General features: G+C 66.8%; 16 protein-coding genes and 1 tRNA gene. 16 read left to right on the top strand and 1 reads right to left on the bottom strand.

The genetic code is table 11. The annotated features are described in order from the left end of the window. Positions 1 to 90: 90 nt before the first annotated feature. The 7 genes from VGN82_RS16125 (at position 91) to VGN82_RS16095 (ending at position 6659) form a co-directional block, all read left to right on the top strand. Positions 91 to 546 carry a hypothetical protein gene (locus VGN82_RS16125; RefSeq protein ID WP_327528059.1) on the top strand — a complete coding sequence of 152 codons (456 nt, stop codon included), beginning with the start codon at positions 91 to 93 and terminating at the stop codon, positions 544 to 546. A gap of 211 nt (positions 547 to 757) precedes the next feature. After that, positions 758 to 1978: an LL-diaminopimelate aminotransferase gene (locus VGN82_RS16120; RefSeq protein ID WP_327528058.1), complete on the top strand. Its 1221-nt coding sequence runs from the start codon at positions 758 to 760 to the stop codon at positions 1976 to 1978. Between the two features lie 114 nt (positions 1979 to 2092). Then, complete coding sequence (locus VGN82_RS16115) at positions 2093 to 2524, top strand: hypothetical protein (RefSeq protein ID WP_327528057.1); 432 nt, start codon at positions 2093 to 2095, stop codon at positions 2522 to 2524. A 90-nt stretch (positions 2525 to 2614) separates the two neighbouring features. Continuing rightward, positions 2615 to 3427, top strand: coding sequence for a class I SAM-dependent methyltransferase (locus VGN82_RS16110; protein WP_327528056.1), 813 nt, complete (start codon positions 2615 to 2617; stop codon positions 3425 to 3427). 75 nt (positions 3428 to 3502) lie between these two features. Then, the gene (locus VGN82_RS16105) at positions 3503 to 4849 is read left to right on the top strand and encodes a homoserine dehydrogenase (protein ID WP_327528055.1); all 1347 of its coding nucleotides are present in this window, start codon (positions 3503 to 3505) and stop codon (positions 4847 to 4849) included. 46 nt (positions 4850 to 4895) lie between these two features. Beyond that, a complete protein-coding gene (gene glpX / locus VGN82_RS16100; protein WP_327528054.1) occupies positions 4896 to 5894 on the top strand; it encodes a class II fructose-bisphosphatase in 999 nt (332 codons plus the stop codon). Positions 5895 to 6068: 174 nt separating this feature from the next. Further along, on the top strand, positions 6069 to 6659 hold the full coding sequence (locus VGN82_RS16095) for a hypothetical protein (protein WP_327528053.1): 591 nt from the start codon (positions 6069 to 6071) through the stop codon (positions 6657 to 6659). 73 nt (positions 6660 to 6732) lie between these two features. On the opposite strand, the gene VGN82_RS16090 is transcribed toward VGN82_RS16095, so the two are convergent. Further along, on the bottom strand, positions 6733 to 7419 hold the full coding sequence (locus tag VGN82_RS16090) for a GntR family transcriptional regulator (protein ID WP_327528052.1): 687 nt from the start codon (positions 7417 to 7419) through the stop codon (positions 6733 to 6735). Between the two features lie 208 nt (positions 7420 to 7627). On the opposite strand from VGN82_RS16090, the gene dctP reads away from it, so the two are divergent. The 9 genes from dctP to VGN82_RS16045 all read left to right on the top strand — a co-directional run bounded on the left by dctP (position 7628) and on the right by VGN82_RS16045 (position 17274). Continuing rightward, positions 7628 to 8617, top strand: coding sequence for a TRAP transporter substrate-binding protein DctP (gene dctP / locus VGN82_RS16085; RefSeq protein ID WP_327528051.1), 990 nt, complete (start codon positions 7628 to 7630; stop codon positions 8615 to 8617). A 29-nt stretch (positions 8618 to 8646) separates the two neighbouring features. Further along, on the top strand, positions 8647 to 9165 hold the full coding sequence (locus VGN82_RS16080) for a TRAP transporter small permease (protein WP_327528050.1): 519 nt from the start codon (positions 8647 to 8649) through the stop codon (positions 9163 to 9165). Further along, positions 9162 to 10457 (top strand): TRAP transporter large permease, encoded by a 1296-nt coding sequence (locus VGN82_RS16075; protein ID WP_327528049.1) that lies wholly within the window; start codon positions 9162 to 9164, stop codon positions 10455 to 10457. Before VGN82_RS16080 ends, VGN82_RS16075 begins: the two co-directional genes overlap by 4 nt. Positions 10458 to 10493: 36 nt before the next feature. Then, positions 10494 to 10937, top strand: coding sequence for a type II 3-dehydroquinate dehydratase (locus VGN82_RS16070; protein ID WP_327528048.1), 444 nt, complete (start codon positions 10494 to 10496; stop codon positions 10935 to 10937). A 53-nt stretch (positions 10938 to 10990) separates the two neighbouring features. Continuing rightward, positions 10991 to 12793: a single-stranded-DNA-specific exonuclease RecJ gene (gene recJ / locus VGN82_RS16065; RefSeq protein ID WP_327528047.1), complete on the top strand. Its 1803-nt coding sequence runs from the start codon at positions 10991 to 10993 to the stop codon at positions 12791 to 12793. 133 nt (positions 12794 to 12926) lie between these two features. Continuing rightward, positions 12927 to 13001: transfer RNA gene (locus tag VGN82_RS16060), tRNA-Glu, on the top strand. Between the two features lie 292 nt (positions 13002 to 13293). Continuing rightward, positions 13294 to 14361, top strand: a complete 1068-nt coding sequence (locus VGN82_RS16055) for a putative 2-aminoethylphosphonate ABC transporter substrate-binding protein (protein ID WP_327528046.1) — start codon at positions 13294 to 13296, stop codon at positions 14359 to 14361. Between the two features lie 95 nt (positions 14362 to 14456). Further along, a complete protein-coding gene (locus VGN82_RS16050; protein WP_327528045.1) occupies positions 14457 to 15527 on the top strand; it encodes a putative 2-aminoethylphosphonate ABC transporter ATP-binding protein in 1071 nt (356 codons plus the stop codon). Next, a complete protein-coding gene (locus tag VGN82_RS16045; RefSeq protein WP_327528044.1) occupies positions 15520 to 17274 on the top strand; it encodes a putative 2-aminoethylphosphonate ABC transporter permease subunit in 1755 nt (584 codons plus the stop codon). Before VGN82_RS16050 ends, VGN82_RS16045 begins: the two co-directional genes overlap by 8 nt. Position 17275 lies beyond the last annotated feature (1 nt).

Genomic DNA, 17275 nt, shown 5'->3' with positions numbered 1-17275 from the left:
GGGATGCTGCTTGCTCCCCATTTTGGTCCTATTAAGGACGTAGCGGATATCCATTACAAACAGAATTCTACAACCATGCCGGATTGCGTCATGCCGTTCCATCAGCCGACGAAAACGCCGCACCTGCCCCTGCTGCTCCTGGCGGCATTGGGGATGACGGCTGCAGGCTGCGCCGGCGAGAGCAGCAAGTTCGTTGCGGAAGCCGCCGGGATGGCTACGACCGCGCAGGAGGCGAAGCCTTTCGTCCAGGCAACGCGGCCGGCCGACACCGCCTACATGCCGATCGGCCGGACCTTCCCGGTCGATCCGCTCTGCCAGGGCGATGGCCCCGCGCCTGCGCCCTTCGTGCCGACCGGACAGGCTGCGCGCTACATCTACCGGCCCGATCCGCGCAAGCCCAATGAGGGCTGCAAGCCGAGGGCCGAATTCAAGAAGATCGAGGCCGAGCTCGAAACCAAGCGCACGGCCAATGAAGCGGCCGGCAACGAGGCCAAGGCGCTGGGGACCACGCCGCCGCCCCAGCCGGCTCAATTGCCGACCAACTGACGCGAGCAGCAGCGGGCCGCCGCCCCGCTTTGTGAGATTTCGCGCTGATTGAATCTTGCGTTTTTTTGCCTGTCGTGACCAAAGATGCGGCGCGAGGCATCTACGACGCAACGATCTGAATCGCGTGCTTTGAGGAAAGCCGCCGCACATCCGCCGGCAGCCCGCCGCGCACCGTTGAGTTTTGCCGGATCCGGCGAAGGAACTGTTCGAAATGGCCGATTTTCATCGCATCAAGCGCCTGCCGCCTTACGTTTTCGAACAGGTCAACAAGATTAAGGCAGCCGAACGCGCCAAGGGCGTCGACATCATCGATCTCGGCATGGGCAACCCGGACCTGCCCGCTCCGAAGCACGTCATCGAGAAACTGGTCGAGACCGCCGGCAAGCCGCGCACGGATCGCTACTCCGCCTCGAAGGGCATCGGCGGCCTGCGCCGCGCCCAGGCGAACTATTACGAGCGCCGCTTCGGCGTGAAGCTCAATCCCGAGACGCAGGTCGTCGCGACGCTGGGTTCGAAGGAGGGCTTCGCCAACATGGCGCAGGCCATCACCGGGCCGGGCGACGTCGTGCTCGTGCCGAATCCGAGCTACCCGATCCACGCCTTCGGCTTCCTGATGGCGGGCGGCGTCATCCGCTCGGTTCCGGCCGAGCCGACGCCGGCGATGTTCCCGGCGCTCGAGCGGGCGGTGATGCATTCGGTGCCCAAGCCGATCGCGCTCGTGACCTGCTACCCAGCGAACCCGACCGCCTACACCGCTTCGCTCGATTTCTACCGCGACCTCGTCGCCTTCGCGAAGAAGCATGAGCTGATCCTGCTTTCCGACCTCGCCTATGCCGAGGTCTATTTCGACGAGAATGATCCGCCGCCCTCGATGCTGCAGGTGCCGGGCGCGATCGATGTCGCCGTCGAGTTCACCTCGATGTCGAAGACCTTCTCGATGGCCGGCTGGCGCATGGGCTTTGCCGTCGGCAACGAGCGCCTGCTTGCAGCGCTCGCGCGGGTTAAGTCCTATCTCGACTACGGTGCCTACACGCCGATCCAGGTCGCGGCGGCGGCTGCCCTCAACGGCCCCGACGACTGCATCCGCGAGATGCGCGAGATCTACCGCAAGCGCCGCGACGCTCTGGTCGAGAGCTTCGGCAAGGCCGGCTGGGAATTTCCGGCTCCCAACGCGTCGATGTTCGCCTGGGTGCCGATCCCCGAGAAGTTCCGCCATCTCGGCTCGCTTGAATTCTCGAAGCTCTTGATCGAGAAGGCCGAGGTCGCCGTCGCGCCGGGCATCGGCTTCGGCGAGCATGGCGACGACTATGTTCGCATCGCCATCGTCGAGAACGAGCAGCGCATCCGTCAGGCCGCCCGCAATATCGGCCGCTTCCTCAAGACGGCGGACGACAGGCTGCACAACGTCATCCAGATGCCGAAGGCAGGGTAGGGGCTGCGCTCCTCGCAATGACGCCTGCGCGGCTGAGCGCACTGGACCGCGCCCCGAAAACATGGGAACCCCACGCCACGGACAGACTCGTCCGGTGTGGGGCTCCAGCGCGCAATGTTCAGCAAAGGCCGTCTGATCGGGCTCGGCGTCGGCCTGTTCGCGCTCATCTGCCTCGTCACGACCTATGATTATTCGCGCGGCCGCGTGCCGCAGACGGATTCGCCTCTCATCGCCGACGTGCTGGCCGGAACCACGGCGCGCGAATGCGGCCGCGATGCGACCGAGATCGTCGCGCGCCATCTCCCGGCCGGCATCGCGCAGGCCCAGGCCGAGAAGATCCTGGATGCGGCAGTCATCGTGCCGCCCAGGCCCTGGTTCTGGACGCCGGCGAAGGAATCGGCGACGACTTGGACGGGCGACACGCTCGAAGCTTTGCGCACCATCAAGACGACAGCCTTCGGGTCCAATCTGCTGCGCATCCATCTGACTTTCGCGGATGGCAAGTTGCGCCGGCTGGCGGCCGAGGTGGTCTGCCGCTTCGGCTGAGACCGGCTCGCCGCAAGCCCGAAAAAGGCGGTTTCGATCAAACGCGTGCTGGGCTATCCTGACACAGGGGGCGCTCCCACAGGTGCTGCCATGGAAGCGACGGACAAGGTCTTCGCCGGTCCCGTTCCGCAGGTCTATGACCGGCTGCTCGTTCCTCTGGTCTTTCAGCCCTATGCAGAAGATCTGGCCGCCCGCGTCATGGCCCCGAATCCCGAACGGATTCTCGAGCTCGCGGCGGGCACGGGCGCTCTGACGCGCGCGATGGCGGAGCGTCTCGACGGGGCGAGCCTCGTCGCGACCGACCTGAACCAGCCGATGCTCGACCTCGCCGCCACCCGCCTGCCGGACGATGACAGGATCTCTTGGCATCAGGCTGATGCGCTCGAACTGCCCTTCGCGGATGAGAGCTTCGACGCTGCCGCCTGCCAGTTCGGCGTGATGTTCTTCCCCGACAAGCCGAAGAGCCATCGCGAGGTCTGGCGTGTCCTGCGCCCCGGCGGGCGCTATCTGTTCAATGTCTGGGATGCGGTCGCGTCCAACGACTTCGTGGCGGTGTTGCTGGACGCGCTGGTCGAGGCATTTCCGTCCGATCCTCCGCGCTTCATCGAGCGTACGCCGCATGGCTATCATGATGTCGGGACCATCGAACTCGATGTGATGGCCGGCGGCTTCCCGAGGCCGATCATCGAGCGGGTCGAGAAGCGCGCCCACGCTGCTTCCGCGATGGATGTCGCGACGGGCTACTGCCAGGGCACGCCGATCCGCGGCGAGATCGAGGCGCGCGGTGGGCCAGGGCTCATGGCCGTGACCGAGGCGGTGGCAAGGGCACTGGAGCGCCGCTTCGGGGCCGGCCCGATCGAAGGAGCCCTCGCCGCATTCGTCGTTTCAGCCGAGCGCGCCTAACGCAGGCGACAATTCGCTGGCCCCTGAGCGTCGGGCTCCGTTGACTCGTGTCGCGCCCCATGCGACCCCGCGCCCATGACAAACGCGACCGCCCAAACCGCCCCCCAGCCCCTGCGAATCGGCCTTGCCGGTCTTGGAACGGTGGGGGCCTCGGTGCTGAAGATCCTGCAACGGCAGGAGAATGCGCTGGCGGCCCGCTGCGGCCGGGCGATCCGCGTCGTTGCCGTCTCGGCCCGCGACCGCAAGCGCGACCGCGGCGTCGATCTCGGCGGCCTGGCCTGGTTCGATGATCCGGTCGCGCTGGCGAAATCCGACGAGGTCGATTGCGTGGTCGAGCTGATGGGCGGCTCGGACGGTCCGGCCAAGGCGGCGGTCGAGGCCGCGCTCTCGGCCGGCAAGCATGTCGTCACCGCCAACAAGGCTCTGCTCGCAGCTCATGGCGTTGCACTGGCGGAACTGGCTGAAAGCAAGGGCGCGGCTCTCGCCTTTGAGGCCTCTTCGGCCGGCGGCATCCCGGTCGTGAAGACACTGCGAGAGGCAATGGCCGGCAACAATGTCAGTCGCATCTCCGGCATCCTCAACGGCACCTGCAACTACATTCTCTCGCGGATGGAGCAGGAGGGGCTGACCTTCGAGGCCTGCCTGGCGGACGCGCAACGCCTCGGATACGCCGAAGCGGACCCGACATTCGACGTCGAGGGCTTCGACACCGCCCACAAGCTCGCGATCCTGACCAGCCTCTCCTTCGGCACGAAGATCGACGCCGAAGCGATTCATGTCGAAGGCATTTCGGCGATCACGCCGCTCGATCTCCGGATGGCCGACGAACTCGGCTACCGCATCAAGCTGCTCGGCGTCGCCGAACGCACCAAGACCGGCATCGAGCAGCGCGTCCACCCGACCATGGTGCCGAAATCCTCCGCCATTGCGCAGGTGATGGGTGTGCTCAACGCGGTCAGTGTCGATGCCGACGCCGTCCGCGAAATTACGCTGGTGGGTCCTGGCGCCGGTGGCGATCCGACCGCTTCCGCCGTCGTCGCCGACATCGCCGATGTCGCGCGCGGGACGGCCGGTCTCCCGTTCGGCCTGCCGGTCGAGCGTCTGGAGGAGGCGAAGCGAGCGCCGATGCAACGCCATGAGGGCGGTTATTACATCCGCCTCGCCGTCGCCGATCGGCCCGGTGCTGCCGCTGCAATCGCGACCCGCATGGCCGAGGCCGACATCTCGCTGGAGAGCATCGTGCAGCGGCGTTCGCCCGAGGCGGCAACCCGCGATCCGGGCGGCCGCTCCGGCGCGCCGGTTCCGGTCGTGCTCATCACCTACGCCACCAGCGAGGCGGCGATCCGGGCGGCTCTCGAAAAGGTCTCAGCCGACGGCCATGTCGCCGAACCGCCGCAAGTCATCCGTATCGAACGGGAATAGGCTTCACGCCTCGCCCAGCCACGTCTTTGCAAGGGGACCCTGTTTCATGTCCGTCGATCTCCAAATCTCCCCCGACCAGATCATCGAGCGCTATCTCTCGATGGAACTCGTCCGCGTTACCGAGCGCGCCGCCGTCTCTGCCGCCCGGCTGCGCGGCCACGGCAACGAGAAGGCCGCGGACCAGGCGGCCGTCGACGCGATGCGGCGCGAACTGAACCGCCTGCCGATCGACGGCGAGATCGTCATCGGCGAGGGCGAGCGCGACGAGGCGCCGATGCTCTTCATCGGCGAGAAGGTCGGCAACAAGCAGGGGCCGAAGGTGCATATTGCGGTCGATCCGCTCGAAGGCACCACGCTTTGCGCCAAGGACATGCCGGGCTCGATCGCGGTGATGGCGATGGCCGGCGCTGGCAGCCTGCTTTATGCGCCCGACGTCTACATGGACAAGATCGCGATCGGCCCGGGCTATCCGCAGGGCGTGGTCGACCTCGATGCCTCCCCGGCCGACAACATCAATGCGCTGGCCAAGGCCAAGGGCGTGAAGCCGCACGAGATCTCGACGCTGATCATGGACCGCCCGCGCCATGCCAAGCTGATCGAGGAGGTCCGCAAGACCGGCTGCTCGATCCGCCTCATCACCGATGGCGACGTCGCCGGCGTGATCTTCTGCACCCAGCCCGAGAAGACCGGCATCGATCTCTATCTCGGCATCGGCGGCGCGCCTGAGGGCGTGCTCGCCGCCGCGGCGCTGCGCTGCGTCGGCGGCCAGATGCAAGGCCGCCTGATCCTCGACACCGAGGAGAAGCGCCAGCGTGCCGCCACGATGGGTGTCAAGGATCCCAACAAGAAATACGACATGTCGGAGATGGCCTCGGGCGACGTCATCGTCTGCGCCACCGGCGTCACCGATGGCGGGCTGCTCTCGGGCGTGAAGTTCGGCAAGGACGTCATCGAGACGGAGACCATCGTCTATCGCTCGATCACGGGCACGGTCCGCCGCATCTATGGCGAGCACCGCGAACTCTCGAAGTTCAAGCTGGATTGAGACGCCGGCGGCCGCGGTCGCCAGGGACGGTGTCTGAAACGCAATGGCCGGGCTCGTCCCGGCCATTCTTGTTCGGAAGACCTCAAGCGCTCGGCGGTCGGGTGCCCGGTCAAAAGACGTTACCGTAACGTTAATTTGCGCTATCCTGCGAGGGTCTCGTCGTAGGAGTGTGCCATGCGTCACGTCCTTCTGCTTGCTGCAGCTGTTACTCCCCTCCTCATCGCCACCGCCGAAGAAGCTTCCGCCCAGCGACATTTCGGCGGTGCGGGCTTCCGTGCCGGCGGAGGCGGCTGGGGCGGCGGAGCGTGGCGCGGCGGGGGATGGCATGGCGGTGGAGCATGGCGCGGTGGCGGCGTGGCTTGGCGTGGTGCGGGCTGGCGCGGAGCCGGCTGGCGTGGCGGAGGCTGGTACGGCGGCGGCTGGAACCGACCCTATGTCCGCGCCGGTTGGGGCTGGCGTCGTGGTTGGGGCTATCCCGGCTACTATCGCGGCTGGAATTCCGGCTGGGGCTGGGGGGCTGCGGGGCTGGCGGCCGGCACGATCATCGGCGCTGCTGCGGCCGCGCCGTATTATTCCGATCCCTATGTCTATAGCTATCCGGCCTACGGCTACCCCGTCTACACCACGCGGGTCGCCGCCTCGCCGGGCGGCTATTGCGCAACGCCGGCACGGACCTGCGCGTTGATCAATGTCGGCGTGGTCGGGACGGGCTGTTCCTGCGCTGTCTGGGGCGGTCGCGCCCGAGGGACCGTGGTCGGTCCCTGACGGGATAGGCGAAGAGGCGCGTTTGCAAGGCGCGGCTGCGCTCCGGTCTCGGCCAGGCGCCGGAGCCGGCGTGTCAGCCCGCGAGGTCTTGCGGCAGCGTCCCGCCGGCCAGCGTGTGCTCGACGCAGCCATCGACATGGCGTGCCAGCACCGCCGTTGCGCCGGCGATGTCGCGCTTCAATGCGCAATCCAGCAACATCTGGTGCTCCTCGGCCGCGATCGCACCCCGGAAGATCACCGCCACCATCTGGTAGCGCAGATATTTGTCGTAGATCGCCGCGTGCGTCTCCAGCAGCACCTGCGAGCCGCAGGCCGAGATCAGCGCATGATGGAACTCCCAGTCATAGCGCTTCCAGAGCTCGGGCTCGGCGCCGCTTCGCGCAAGCATGCGCCGCTCCATCGCGGCGAGCTTGTGATGCGCCGCGACGACGCGGCCTTCCCATTCCATATCGCCGGCCTCGAAGGACTGCGCCAGCGCGTGGCCTTCGAGCAGCAGGCGCATCGCCGCGATTTCCTGAAGGTTCGTGGCCGAGACGGGCGTGACCACGAAGCCCTTCTGTCCCTCCGCCTCGATCAGCCCTTCCGACGCCAGGCGGTTGAGCAGCTCGCGCAGCGTGCTGACGCTGGCGCCATAGGCTTCACGCAGCACCTCCAGTTTGAGTTTCTGCCCCGGCGCGAGGCGCCCGAAGATGATGTCGGAGCGAATGCGCCGATAGGCCGTCTCGGCGACGGACGGGGCAGGGGGCGTGACGGTGAGCATGACCTGGCCTTGAATCGCGTGTTCGCCACGGCGGCGGCGCTCGCCGTGGCGAACCGCCATCATAGCCAAACCGCCCTTGAGATCAATTTATATGGTAAAATCAAAAATCTCATATGAAACTCAGAATCCATGTTGCGCCTGCGCCGGCACGCGGCAATAGTGCGCCCCACAAGGCGGCATCACAGTCCGCTCACAGGGGAGGTTCGTCATGGCCATTTCAATCGATAGGCGTGCTCTGATCGCTGGCGGCGCGGCCGCCGCGGCGGCCGGTTTCAGCGGCGCCGCCTTTGCGCAGGCCAAGCCCAATCTGCGCTTCTCGGCGGTGTTTTCGGAGCAGGACATCCGCGCCGACATGATGAAGCGCTTCGGCGACGCCATCAAAGAGGACTTCACCCTGCAGCCCTACTACGGCGGCAACCTCTTCAAGCAGGGGACCGAGCTGGTCGCCATGCAGCGCAACAACCTCGAGATGGGGAACATCGCGCCGCAGGACATCTCGAACCAGATTCCGGAATGGTCGATCGTGACCTCGGCCTATCTGTTCCGCGACGCCGACCATCTGAAGAAGGTCTTCGCCAGCGATGTCGGCGCCGATCTCAAGAAGGTCGCCGAGGACAAGCTCAACATCAAGATTCTCGGGCCGACCTATTTCGGTGCCCGCCAGGTCGGGCTGAAGCCGAAGAAGAAGATCACCACGCCCGCCGACATGGCCGGCATCAAGCTACGCATGCCGGGCGGCGATGCCTGGCAGTTCCTCGGCCAGTCGCTCGGTGCCAACCCGACGCCGATGGCCTATGCCGAGGTCTATACCGGCCTGCAGAGCGGCGCGATCGACGGCCAGGACAATCCGCTGCCCAACGTCCAGAACATGAAGTTCTACGAGGTCTCCTCGCAGATCGTGCTGACCTCGCATCTCGTCGGCTTCGATTTGCTCTGCGTTACCGACCGGATCTGGAAGGCGATGTCGCCACAGAAGCAGGCCGCCTTCCAGGCCGCCGCCGACGCGGCCATGGACTGGAGCGCCAAGACCCATCTCGACAAGGAGAAGGAGCTGGTCGACTTCTTCAAGAAGCAGGGGCTCGAGGTCTATGTCCCTGACGTCGCCGCCTTCCGCGACTTCGCCCAGAAGAAATATCTCGCCTCCGATCTCGCCAAGAGCTGGAAGCCGGGTCTGGTCGACAAGATCAACGCGCTCTGAGGCGTTTGGGGCGCGGGGAGGGCTGCGGCGTGACGGATCGCTTGAAGTGGCTCGGCGGGTGGTTGGCCCGCCGCGCCGAGAACGTCCTGGTTCTGATGCTCGGCGCGATGTTCGCGGTCTTCATCGTCCAGATCGTCTTTCGCTACCTGCTCAACCTGCCGATTGGCTGGACGCATGAGATCAGCGTGATCCTCTGGCTCTGGATCGTGCTGTTCGGCTCGGCCTTCGTCACGCGCGAAAGCGAGGAGATCCGCTTCGACATCATCTATGGCGCGGTCGGTCCCCGCGCGCGGAGGGTGATGGCGGTGATCACCGCCGTCGCGCTCGTGGTGCTCTACACGCTCTCCTTGCCGGCGATGGCCGATTACGTCGCCTTCATGAAGGTGGAGCGCACGGCCTATCTCAAGCTGCCGTTCAACTGGGTCTATTCGATCTATCTCGCTTTCGCCGTGGCAGCGATCGCCCGCTATCTCTGGCTCGGCTGGCAGGCGATGCGCGGCAAAGCCCCCCAGGATTTCGATCCGACGAAGGCGAGCTCGGGCGTATGACCAGCCCCTTCTCCTTGTGCATCATCGCGATCGTGGCGCTCTCGTTGCTCGGTCTGCCGATCGGCCATGCCATGATCGCAGGCTCGATCTTCTACCTGCTGCTGGCCGGGCAGGACCTCAGCATCGCCGCCGAGCAACTGCTCAACGGCATGTACACGAACTACGTCATCTTGGCGGTGCCGCTGTTCATCCTCGCCGCCGAGCTGATGAATATCGGCTCGATGACTGAGAGGCTCCTGCGCTTCTGCGATGCCCTCGTCGGCCGGTTCAGGGGCGGGCTCGCCCAGGTCAACATCGTCCAGAGCGTGATCTTCGCCGGCATGTCGGGTTCGGCCATCGCCGATGCGGCCGGGACCGGACGCATGATGCAGGCGATGATGACAAAGGACGGCAAGTACCCGCCGAGCTTTGCCGCGGCGCTGACGGCCGCGTCCTCGGTGATCGGGCCGATCATCCCGCCCTCCATCCCGATGGTGCTGTACGCGTTGGTCTCGGACGCCTCGATCGGCTTCCTCTTCCTTGGCGGTGTCATACCCGGGCTGTTGATGGCCGGCGCGCAGATGGGCATTGTCGGCTTCACGGCGAGGAAGCGGGATTTCCCGGTCGAGCCGCCGATCCCGTTGCGCGAATGGCCCGGCATCACCTGGCGCGCCTTTCCAGCCCTGATGATGCCCGTCGTCCTTCTCGGCGGCATCTATGGCGGGGCGACCACGCCCACCGAGGCGGCGGCCGTGGCCGCTGCCTATGCGCTGGCCATCTCGGTGCTTCTCTATCGCAGCGTGTCGCTTCGCGCCTTCTATACCTCGCTTGCCTACAGCGCCCGCACCACGGCCTCGATCGGCATGCTCATCGCGGGCGCGCTGGTGTTCAACTATGTCGTGACGATCGAGAACATTCCCGAAAGCCTGAAGGTGGTGCTCTCGGGCTGGAACATGACGCCGATCGGCTTCCTGCTCCTCGTCAACGCCATCCTGCTGGTGCTCGGCTGCCTGCTCGAAGGCACCGCGATCTTGCTCATCGTCGTGCCGGTCTTCATCCCGACCGCCAAGGCGCTCGGCATCGACATGGTGCATTTCGGCGTCGTTGTCGTCGTCAACATCATGCTCGGGCTGATCACGCCGCCCTACGGCCTGCTGCTCTTCATCATGAACAACATCACCGGCGTGCCGCTCAGGGACATCGTGCGCGAGTGCATGCCCTTCCTCTTCGCGATGATCGGGGCGCTCGCACTGATCACCTTCATACCGGAGCTCGTCCTCTGGCTGCCGCGCCTGATGGGCTACCAGGGATAGGCGCAGCCTTAGACCGAACACATCACAGGTGCTCTCGTGACCAAGCCGATCTATGTCCTGAACGGCCCGAACCTGAACCGCCTCGGAACGCGCGAGCCCCACATCTACGGCTCGACGACGCTCGCGCAGGTCGAGGGGATGTGCCGCGAGGCGGCGGGCGACGCCCCGCTGGAATTCCGCCAGTCGAACCGCGAATATGAGCTGATCGACTGGATCCACGAGGCCATCGACGGCGGTCGCGCCATCGTCATCAACCCCGCCGCCTTCACCTTCACGTCGATGGCGATCCTCGACGCGCTCAAGATGTTCCCGGGCCCGATCATCGAGCTGCACATCAGCAACATCCATCGCCGCGAGGCGATCTATCACCGCTCCTATGTTTCGATGGTGGCGACCGCGATCATCGCCGGGCTCGGTGCGCAGGGCTATGCGGTCGCCGTCCGCTCGGCGCTCGATCTCGCCGGCAGCCAACCAGGCTGATGCCTCAACAGCACGGTTGACGAACGGGTGCGCCTGGGCGACGCCCTCTGGCCATGAGTCTCGAAATCCCGCGCGCCTTTCTCGGCGTCACCCGTTCGGTGCTGGGCCGGCCGTGGCGTGACCGTCTCGATTCCGCCGGCCTCGGCCGGGCCGAGGCCCTGGCCCAGCTCGAGGGCATGCCGGACATCCTCGCCCGCCTGCTGGCGGGGCGGGGTGTCGAACCCAACGAAGCGGCGCTCTATCTCGAGCCCAAGCTGCGTGACCTCCTGCCCGATCCCGGCACGTTGATCGACATGCAGCCGGCAGCCGCCCGCCTCGCGCGCGCCGTGGAGCGGCGCGAGCAGGTCGCGATCTTCGGCGACTATGATGTCGACGGCGCCTGCTCCTCGGCACTCCTTGCGGGCTTCCTCGCGGAAGCGGGCGCCCGCGCGCGCATCCACATTCCCGATCGCTTGATCGAGGGCTATGGCCCCAACAGCGAGGCGATCCGTCAGCTCGCCGCAGAAGGCGCGACGCTGCTCGTCACCGTCGATTGCGGCACCACCAGCCATGAGCCACTCGCCGAGGCGAAGCGACTCGGCCTCGACGTCGTCGTGCTCGACCATCATCAGGCGCCGGAGCGGCTGCCGGAGGTCGAGGCGCTGGTCAATCCGAACCGCCAGGACGATCTCTCGGGGCTGGGCCACCTCTGCGCAGCCGGTGTCGTCTTCCTGGCTCTGGTCGCGACGCGCGCCGAACTGCGCCGCCAGGGCGTCTGGACACAGCGTGGGTCCGAGCCCGATCTGCTGGCGTCGCTCGACCTCGTGGCGCTGGCGACGGTAGCCGATGTCGTGCCCCTGCGCGGCCTCAACCGTGCCTTCGTGCGCCAGGGGCTCGCCATGCTGCGGGGACGGGCCCGGCCGGGGCTGGCGGCCCTGATGGACGTCGCCGGCCTCGACGGCCCGGTCCAGCCCTGGCATCTCGGCTTCCTGCTCGGTCCGCGCATCAATGCCGGCGGGCGCATCGGCGATGCGGCATTGGGCGCCAAGCTCCTGCTCAGCGCCGACGAGATCGAGTCGCGCGGCATTGCTGCCGAACTCAACCGCCTGAACCAGGAGCGCCAGGAGATCGAGCGCCTGGCCGTGCTGGAAGCGACCTCCCAGGCTGATCACGCGCTGATGCGGGACGAAGGCACGGCTGTGCTGCTCGCCGCCTCGCCGGACTGGCATCCCGGCATCGTCGGCCTCGTCGCCGCGCGGCTGAAGGAGCGCTTCCGCCGGCCGGCCTTCGCACTCGCCCTCAACGGCGCTGGCGGTGCGACCGGATCCGGCCGTTCCATTGCCGGCGTCGATCTCGGCCGCGCCGTGCGCGCTGCCGTCGAGGCCGGGCTCGCGATCAAGGGCGGCGGCCACGCCATGGCGGCCGGCGTCACGCTGGCGTCAGGGCAGGGCGAGGCGTTCCATGCCTTCCTGAATGAGCGTCTCGCGGCCGAGGTCGGCACGGCCAGCGAATCGGAGGCGCTGCGGGTCGATGCCGCGCTCAGTGCGGGCGGCGCCACGCCCCGGCTGCTGACGGAGATCGAGCGGGCAGGGCCCTTCGGCGCCGGCAGCCCCGAGCCGGTCTTCGTCTTTCCGTCCCATCGCCTGAGCGACGCAGTCGAGATCGGCAGCGGTGGCCATGTCCGCATCAAGCTCAGGAGCGGCGACGGCGCGACGGTCGGCGGCATCGCCTTTCGCGTCGCACAGGAGCCGCTCGGCCGCGCTCTCCTGTCGGCTCGTGGCGAGACCGTCCATCTCGCGGCGACGCTGACGCTCAACCGCTGGGGCGGCAACGAGACCGCCGAACTGCGCGTGCTCGACCTGGCCAAGCCGGCTTGACCGGACAGGACGGGAGATTCTGGCCCGTACCGTGGTTTGACCACAGGAACCGGAAACTGGCGCTTGCGGAGCCGGGAAGCTGCCACTATACCTCGCCCCGCTTCGACACGAACCGCCCGCGGTTCGGAAGCCCGCGACCTTCGTCTATCGGTTAGGACACCAGCCTTTCACGCTGGGGAGACGGGTTCGACTCCCGTAGGTCGCGCCACTCTTTTATGGGTGGCGCAACAGATTGAACTCAAAAGAAATCGCTCGAGCCCACGTCGAGGGTGCCCCCGCGCTTCCTCGATTCGTGTTCCCCGATGGCTCTTGGCCTCACGCGTTGGCGATGGCGGCCCTGCTGAACGGGTCCGCCCTACAGCATGGCAGGGCGTTTCTCATCAAGCCGCCACAGCATCCATCGCGGATCGCGATGGCTGCCTTCCCGATCGCGCGTTCCGCCCCCTTTGAGCGGTGACTAGCGTCGCCTCGGATCAAACAAGCACCAAAAGGGGAAAGTCATGAGCCGTATTCCGCTGGACCCGATCCTCGCCGCATCTCGCAGGGCGCTCGTCGGGGCACTCTCGGTCGCCATTCTCGCCGGCGCGACCGGCTATGGCGTGGCCCAGTCCGGCAAGGAGACGATCACCGTCTACACTGCGCTGGAGAAAGAACAGCTCGTTCCCTACAAGGCGGCCTTCGAGAAGGCCCATCCCAATGTCGAGATCGCCTGGCTGCGCGACAGCCCCGGCATCGTGCTGGCCCGCCTGCTCGCCGAGAAGGACAATCCGCGCGCCGACGTCGTCTGGGGCGTGCCGCTGATGCACCTCGTCGGTCTCGACAAGCTCGGCATGCTCGAGCCCTACGCGCCCAAGGATTACGACAAGCTGAAGCCGCGCTTCCGCGACACGGCCAATCCCCCTGCTTGGACGGGCATGGACACCTGGATGAGCCTGATCTGCTTCAACACGGTCGAGGCGAAGAAGCGCAACATCCCGGCGCCGGAGAGCTGGGCCGATCTCGCCAAGCCGATCTACAAGGGGCAGATCACCATGCCGAACCCGGCTTCCAGCCACACCGGCTACATGGCGGTGAACCATTGGAAGCAGGCGATGGGCGACAAGGCCTGGTCCTTCATGGACGGGCTGCACGAGAACGTCGCGCTCTACACCCATTCCGGCTCCAAGCCCTGCAAGATGGCGGCGACCGGCGAATACGTGATCGGCATCTCGACCGACATCACCTCGCCCCAGCTCAAGTCCAAGGGCGCGCCGATCGACATCATCCTGCCGAAGGACAAGGTCGGCTGGGACATCGAGGCCACCGCGATCATCAAGGGCACCAAGAAGCTCAAGGCCGCGCAGGCGCTGGCGGATTTCTCGGTGAGCAAGGCCGCCAACGACCAGTACAACAAGTTCATGGCGATCGTGGCCTATCCGGGCGAGTTCGCCACGCCGAAGGGCTATCCGCCGGGCGCCGAGGCCGCGATGGCCGACCAGAACCTCGTCGCCAGCGCACTCGACCGCGAGGCCGTGACGGCCGAATGGGTCAAGCGCTATGACGGCAAGTCCGAGCCCAAGAGCGACTGAGCCAGGGCTATCCTTCGCCGCCTTACCTCAAGCGTCCGGCGCGTATCCCGCGGGAGCGCGCCGGGCCGTTTCATGTCATCCGGATTGCCGATTCCATGGTTTCTTCCTCCGGCCAGACCGCGCTGCTGCTCGCCATTCGCGGCCTCGGCAAGACCTTCGGCCGCTATGTCGCGCTGAAGACGATCGACCTCGACGTCCATGAGGGCGAGTTCCTCAGCTTCCTCGGGCCTTCGGGCTGCGGGAAGTCGACGCTGCTGCGCATCATCACCGGGCTGGAGCGCCAGAGCGCCGGCACGATCGGCCAGGGCGGCCGCGACATCTCCGCGCTCTCGCCGGCGCAGCGCGGCTTCGGCATCCTGTTCCAGTCCTACGCGCTGTTTCCCAACCTTACCGTCCGCCAGAACGTCGCCTATGGCCTGAACGGCTCCGGCCGGGCGGCCGAGGCCCGCGTCGCCGAGCTGCTCGAGATGGTCGGCCTGCCGGACATCGGCGGCAAGTTTCCCTCCCAGCTTTCGGGCGGGCAGCAGCAGCGCGTGGCGCTGGCGCGCGCGCTCGCTCCGAGCCCGAAGCTGCTACTCCTCGACGAGCCGCTGAGCGCGCTCGATGCCAAGGTCCGCGTCCATCTGCGCGAGCAGATCAAGGATCTGCAGCGCCGGCTCGGCATCACCACCATCATGGTCACGCATGACCAGGAGGAGGCGCTGGCCATGGCCGACCGGATCGTGGTGATGAACCACGGCACCGTCGAGCAGGTCGGCACGCCTGCCGAGATCTACGGGCATCCCGCCTCGCTCTTCGTGGCGAGCTTCGTCGGCAAGATGAACCTCGTGCCGGGGCAGGTCGCCGGCGGCGCCTTCAGGCCGCATGGCTCCACGGCGACGATCGCCGAGGCGCAAGGCGAGGGTGCAGCGCGGCTCTGCGTAAGGCCCGAGGATATCGAGGTCTCGGATGCGGGCAGCGGCACCGCGGCACGTGTCGAGGGCGTGGAGTTCCTCGGCGCCTTCACGCGGCTCCGCCTCGCCGTTCCGGGCTGGGGCGGCGTGGTGTTGAGCGCCGATGTCGCGGCGCGCCAGATGCGCGACCTGGCGATCGCGCCGGGCGCGGCAGTGCGGATCACGCTCGACCCTACACGCCTGCAGCTCCTGCCGGGCGGCGGCGATGCGTGACGTCATGCTGGAGAGGGCGGTCGTAACGCGGCATCGGGCGCCGCCGATATCGGAACCGGCGCTGCGGCTCATGCTGACGCTCGTGCTGTTCGCAGCGCTCGTCGTCCTCGTGCTGCTGCCGGTCGGCGCCATCCTCTCCAAAAGCCTGGAGGATCAGAACGGCGCCTTCGTCGGCCTCGGCAATTTCAGTGCCTATCTCGGCAATCCCTCGCTCACCCGCTCGATCGGCAACAGCCTGCTGCTCGGCGCACTGACGACGACGATCACGGTCTCGCTCGCTTTCCTCTATGCCTATGCGTTGTCGCGCAGCTGCATGCCGTTGAAGCCGCTGTTCCGGGGCATCGGGCTGCTGCCGGTCCTCTCGCCCTCGCTGCTTCCGGCGATCGCGCTGACCTATCTCTTCGGCAATCAGGGCTTCCTCAGGGACCTGCTCGGCGGCGCCTCGATCTACGGGCTGTCCGGCATCGTCGTGGCGCAGGTCTTCTACTGCTTCCCGCATGCGCTGCTGATCCTGACGACGGCGCTCGCACTCTCCGATGCGCGGCTCTACGAGGCGGCGGAGATGCTGGGCGCTTCGCGCGGCCGGATGTTCCGCACGATCACGCTGCCCGGCGCCCGCTTCGGCCTCATCAGCGCGGTCTTCGTCGTCTTCACCATCGCCGTCACCGATTTCGGCGTGGCCAAGGTCATCGGCGGCCAGTTCAACGTGCTCTCGATCGACATTTACAAGCAGGTCATCGGCCAGCAGAATTTCCGCATGGGTGCGGTCGTCGGCGTGCTGCTGCTGCTGCCGGCGGTGCTCTCATTCGGCGTGGATCTCTATGTCCGGCGGCGGCAGAAATCGATGCTGAGTGTGCGAGCCGTCGTGCTGGTGCCGGAGCAGCGCAGGGGCTTCGACCTCGCGATGCTGGCGGCGGCGGGACTGGTCGCGCTCTTCATCCTCGTCCTTGTGGGCACCGCGCTCTTTGCCTCCTTCGTCAAGTTCTGGCCCTATGATCTGAGCCTGTCGCTCGGCAACTATGACTTCGCCGCCTATGACGCGGCCGGCTGGTCGTCCTACGGCAACAGCCTGACGATGGCTGCCTGGACGGCGCTGATCGGCACGGTCTTCGCCTTCGGCGGCGCCTATCTGGTCGAGAAGGGGCCCGGGCTGGCGCTGCCGCGCGCGCTCTATCGTGCGCTCGCAGTGCTGCCGCTGGCCGTGCCGGGGCTCGTGCTCGGCCTCGGCTACATCTTCTTCTTCAACAGCCCGTCGAACCCGCTGAACGGCGTCTATGGCGGACTGTCGATCCTCGTCATGTCCACCATCGCGCATTACTACACCGTGCCGCATCTGATGGCGGTGACGGCGCTGAAACAGATCGACGACGAGATCGAGGAGGCGGCTGCCGCGCTCGGCGTGCCGTTCTGGCAGACCTTCTCGCGCGTCACCCTGCCGATCTGCGCACCGACGGTGATCGACATCGCGACCTATTTCTTTCTCAACGCCATGACGACGATCGGCGCGGTGGTCTTCCTCTATGCGCCGGCGACCAAGCTCGCCTCCGTCGCCGTGGTGGAGATGGACGATACCGGCGACACGGCCGCCGCGGCAGCGATGGCGGTGATGATCCTGCTGACGGCCGCGGCCGTGAAGTTGCTGCAGATGCTCCTGACATCGGTCATCCTCCGCCGGACGCAGGTCTGGCGCCTGCGTCGCGACGATGGCTTGATCGACGACGCGGGGCGTGCTCCATCGGGGGCGTGAC

The sequence above is a fragment of the Allobosea sp. genome (assembly GCF_035999205.1).
Classification (GTDB): domain Bacteria; phylum Pseudomonadota; class Alphaproteobacteria; order Rhizobiales; family Beijerinckiaceae; genus Allobosea.
The sequence above is the reverse complement of the archived record's forward strand: the minus strand, read 5'-3'. Positions and strand labels throughout refer to the sequence as shown.

Excerpts from the sequence above, each read along its gene's own strand:
- VGN82_RS16125 (WP_327528059.1), top strand. The coding sequence starts at position 91 with ATGCCGTTCCATCAGCCGACGAAAACGCCGCACCTGCCCCTGCTGCTC.
- VGN82_RS16120 (WP_327528058.1), top strand. The coding sequence starts at position 758 with ATGGCCGATTTTCATCGCATCAAGCGCCTGCCGCCTTACGTTTTCGAA.
- VGN82_RS16115 (WP_327528057.1), top strand. The coding sequence starts at position 2,093 with ATGTTCAGCAAAGGCCGTCTGATCGGGCTCGGCGTCGGCCTGTTCGCG.
- VGN82_RS16110 (WP_327528056.1), top strand. The coding sequence starts at position 2,615 with ATGGAAGCGACGGACAAGGTCTTCGCCGGTCCCGTTCCGCAGGTCTAT.
- VGN82_RS16105 (WP_327528055.1), top strand. The coding sequence starts at position 3,503 with ATGACAAACGCGACCGCCCAAACCGCCCCCCAGCCCCTGCGAATCGGC.
- glpX (WP_327528054.1), top strand. The coding sequence starts at position 4,896 with ATGTCCGTCGATCTCCAAATCTCCCCCGACCAGATCATCGAGCGCTAT.
- VGN82_RS16095 (WP_327528053.1), top strand. The coding sequence starts at position 6,069 with ATGCGTCACGTCCTTCTGCTTGCTGCAGCTGTTACTCCCCTCCTCATC.
- VGN82_RS16090 (WP_327528052.1), bottom strand. The coding sequence starts at position 7,419 with ATGCTCACCGTCACGCCCCCTGCCCCGTCCGTCGCCGAGACGGCCTAT.
- dctP (WP_327528051.1), top strand. The coding sequence starts at position 7,628 with ATGGCCATTTCAATCGATAGGCGTGCTCTGATCGCTGGCGGCGCGGCC.
- VGN82_RS16075 (WP_327528049.1), top strand. The coding sequence starts at position 9,162 with ATGACCAGCCCCTTCTCCTTGTGCATCATCGCGATCGTGGCGCTCTCG.
- recJ (WP_327528047.1), top strand. The coding sequence starts at position 10,991 with ATGAGTCTCGAAATCCCGCGCGCCTTTCTCGGCGTCACCCGTTCGGTG.
- VGN82_RS16055 (WP_327528046.1), top strand. The coding sequence starts at position 13,294 with ATGAGCCGTATTCCGCTGGACCCGATCCTCGCCGCATCTCGCAGGGCG.
- VGN82_RS16050 (WP_327528045.1), top strand. The coding sequence starts at position 14,457 with ATGGTTTCTTCCTCCGGCCAGACCGCGCTGCTGCTCGCCATTCGCGGC.
- VGN82_RS16045 (WP_327528044.1), top strand. The coding sequence starts at position 15,520 with ATGCGTGACGTCATGCTGGAGAGGGCGGTCGTAACGCGGCATCGGGCG.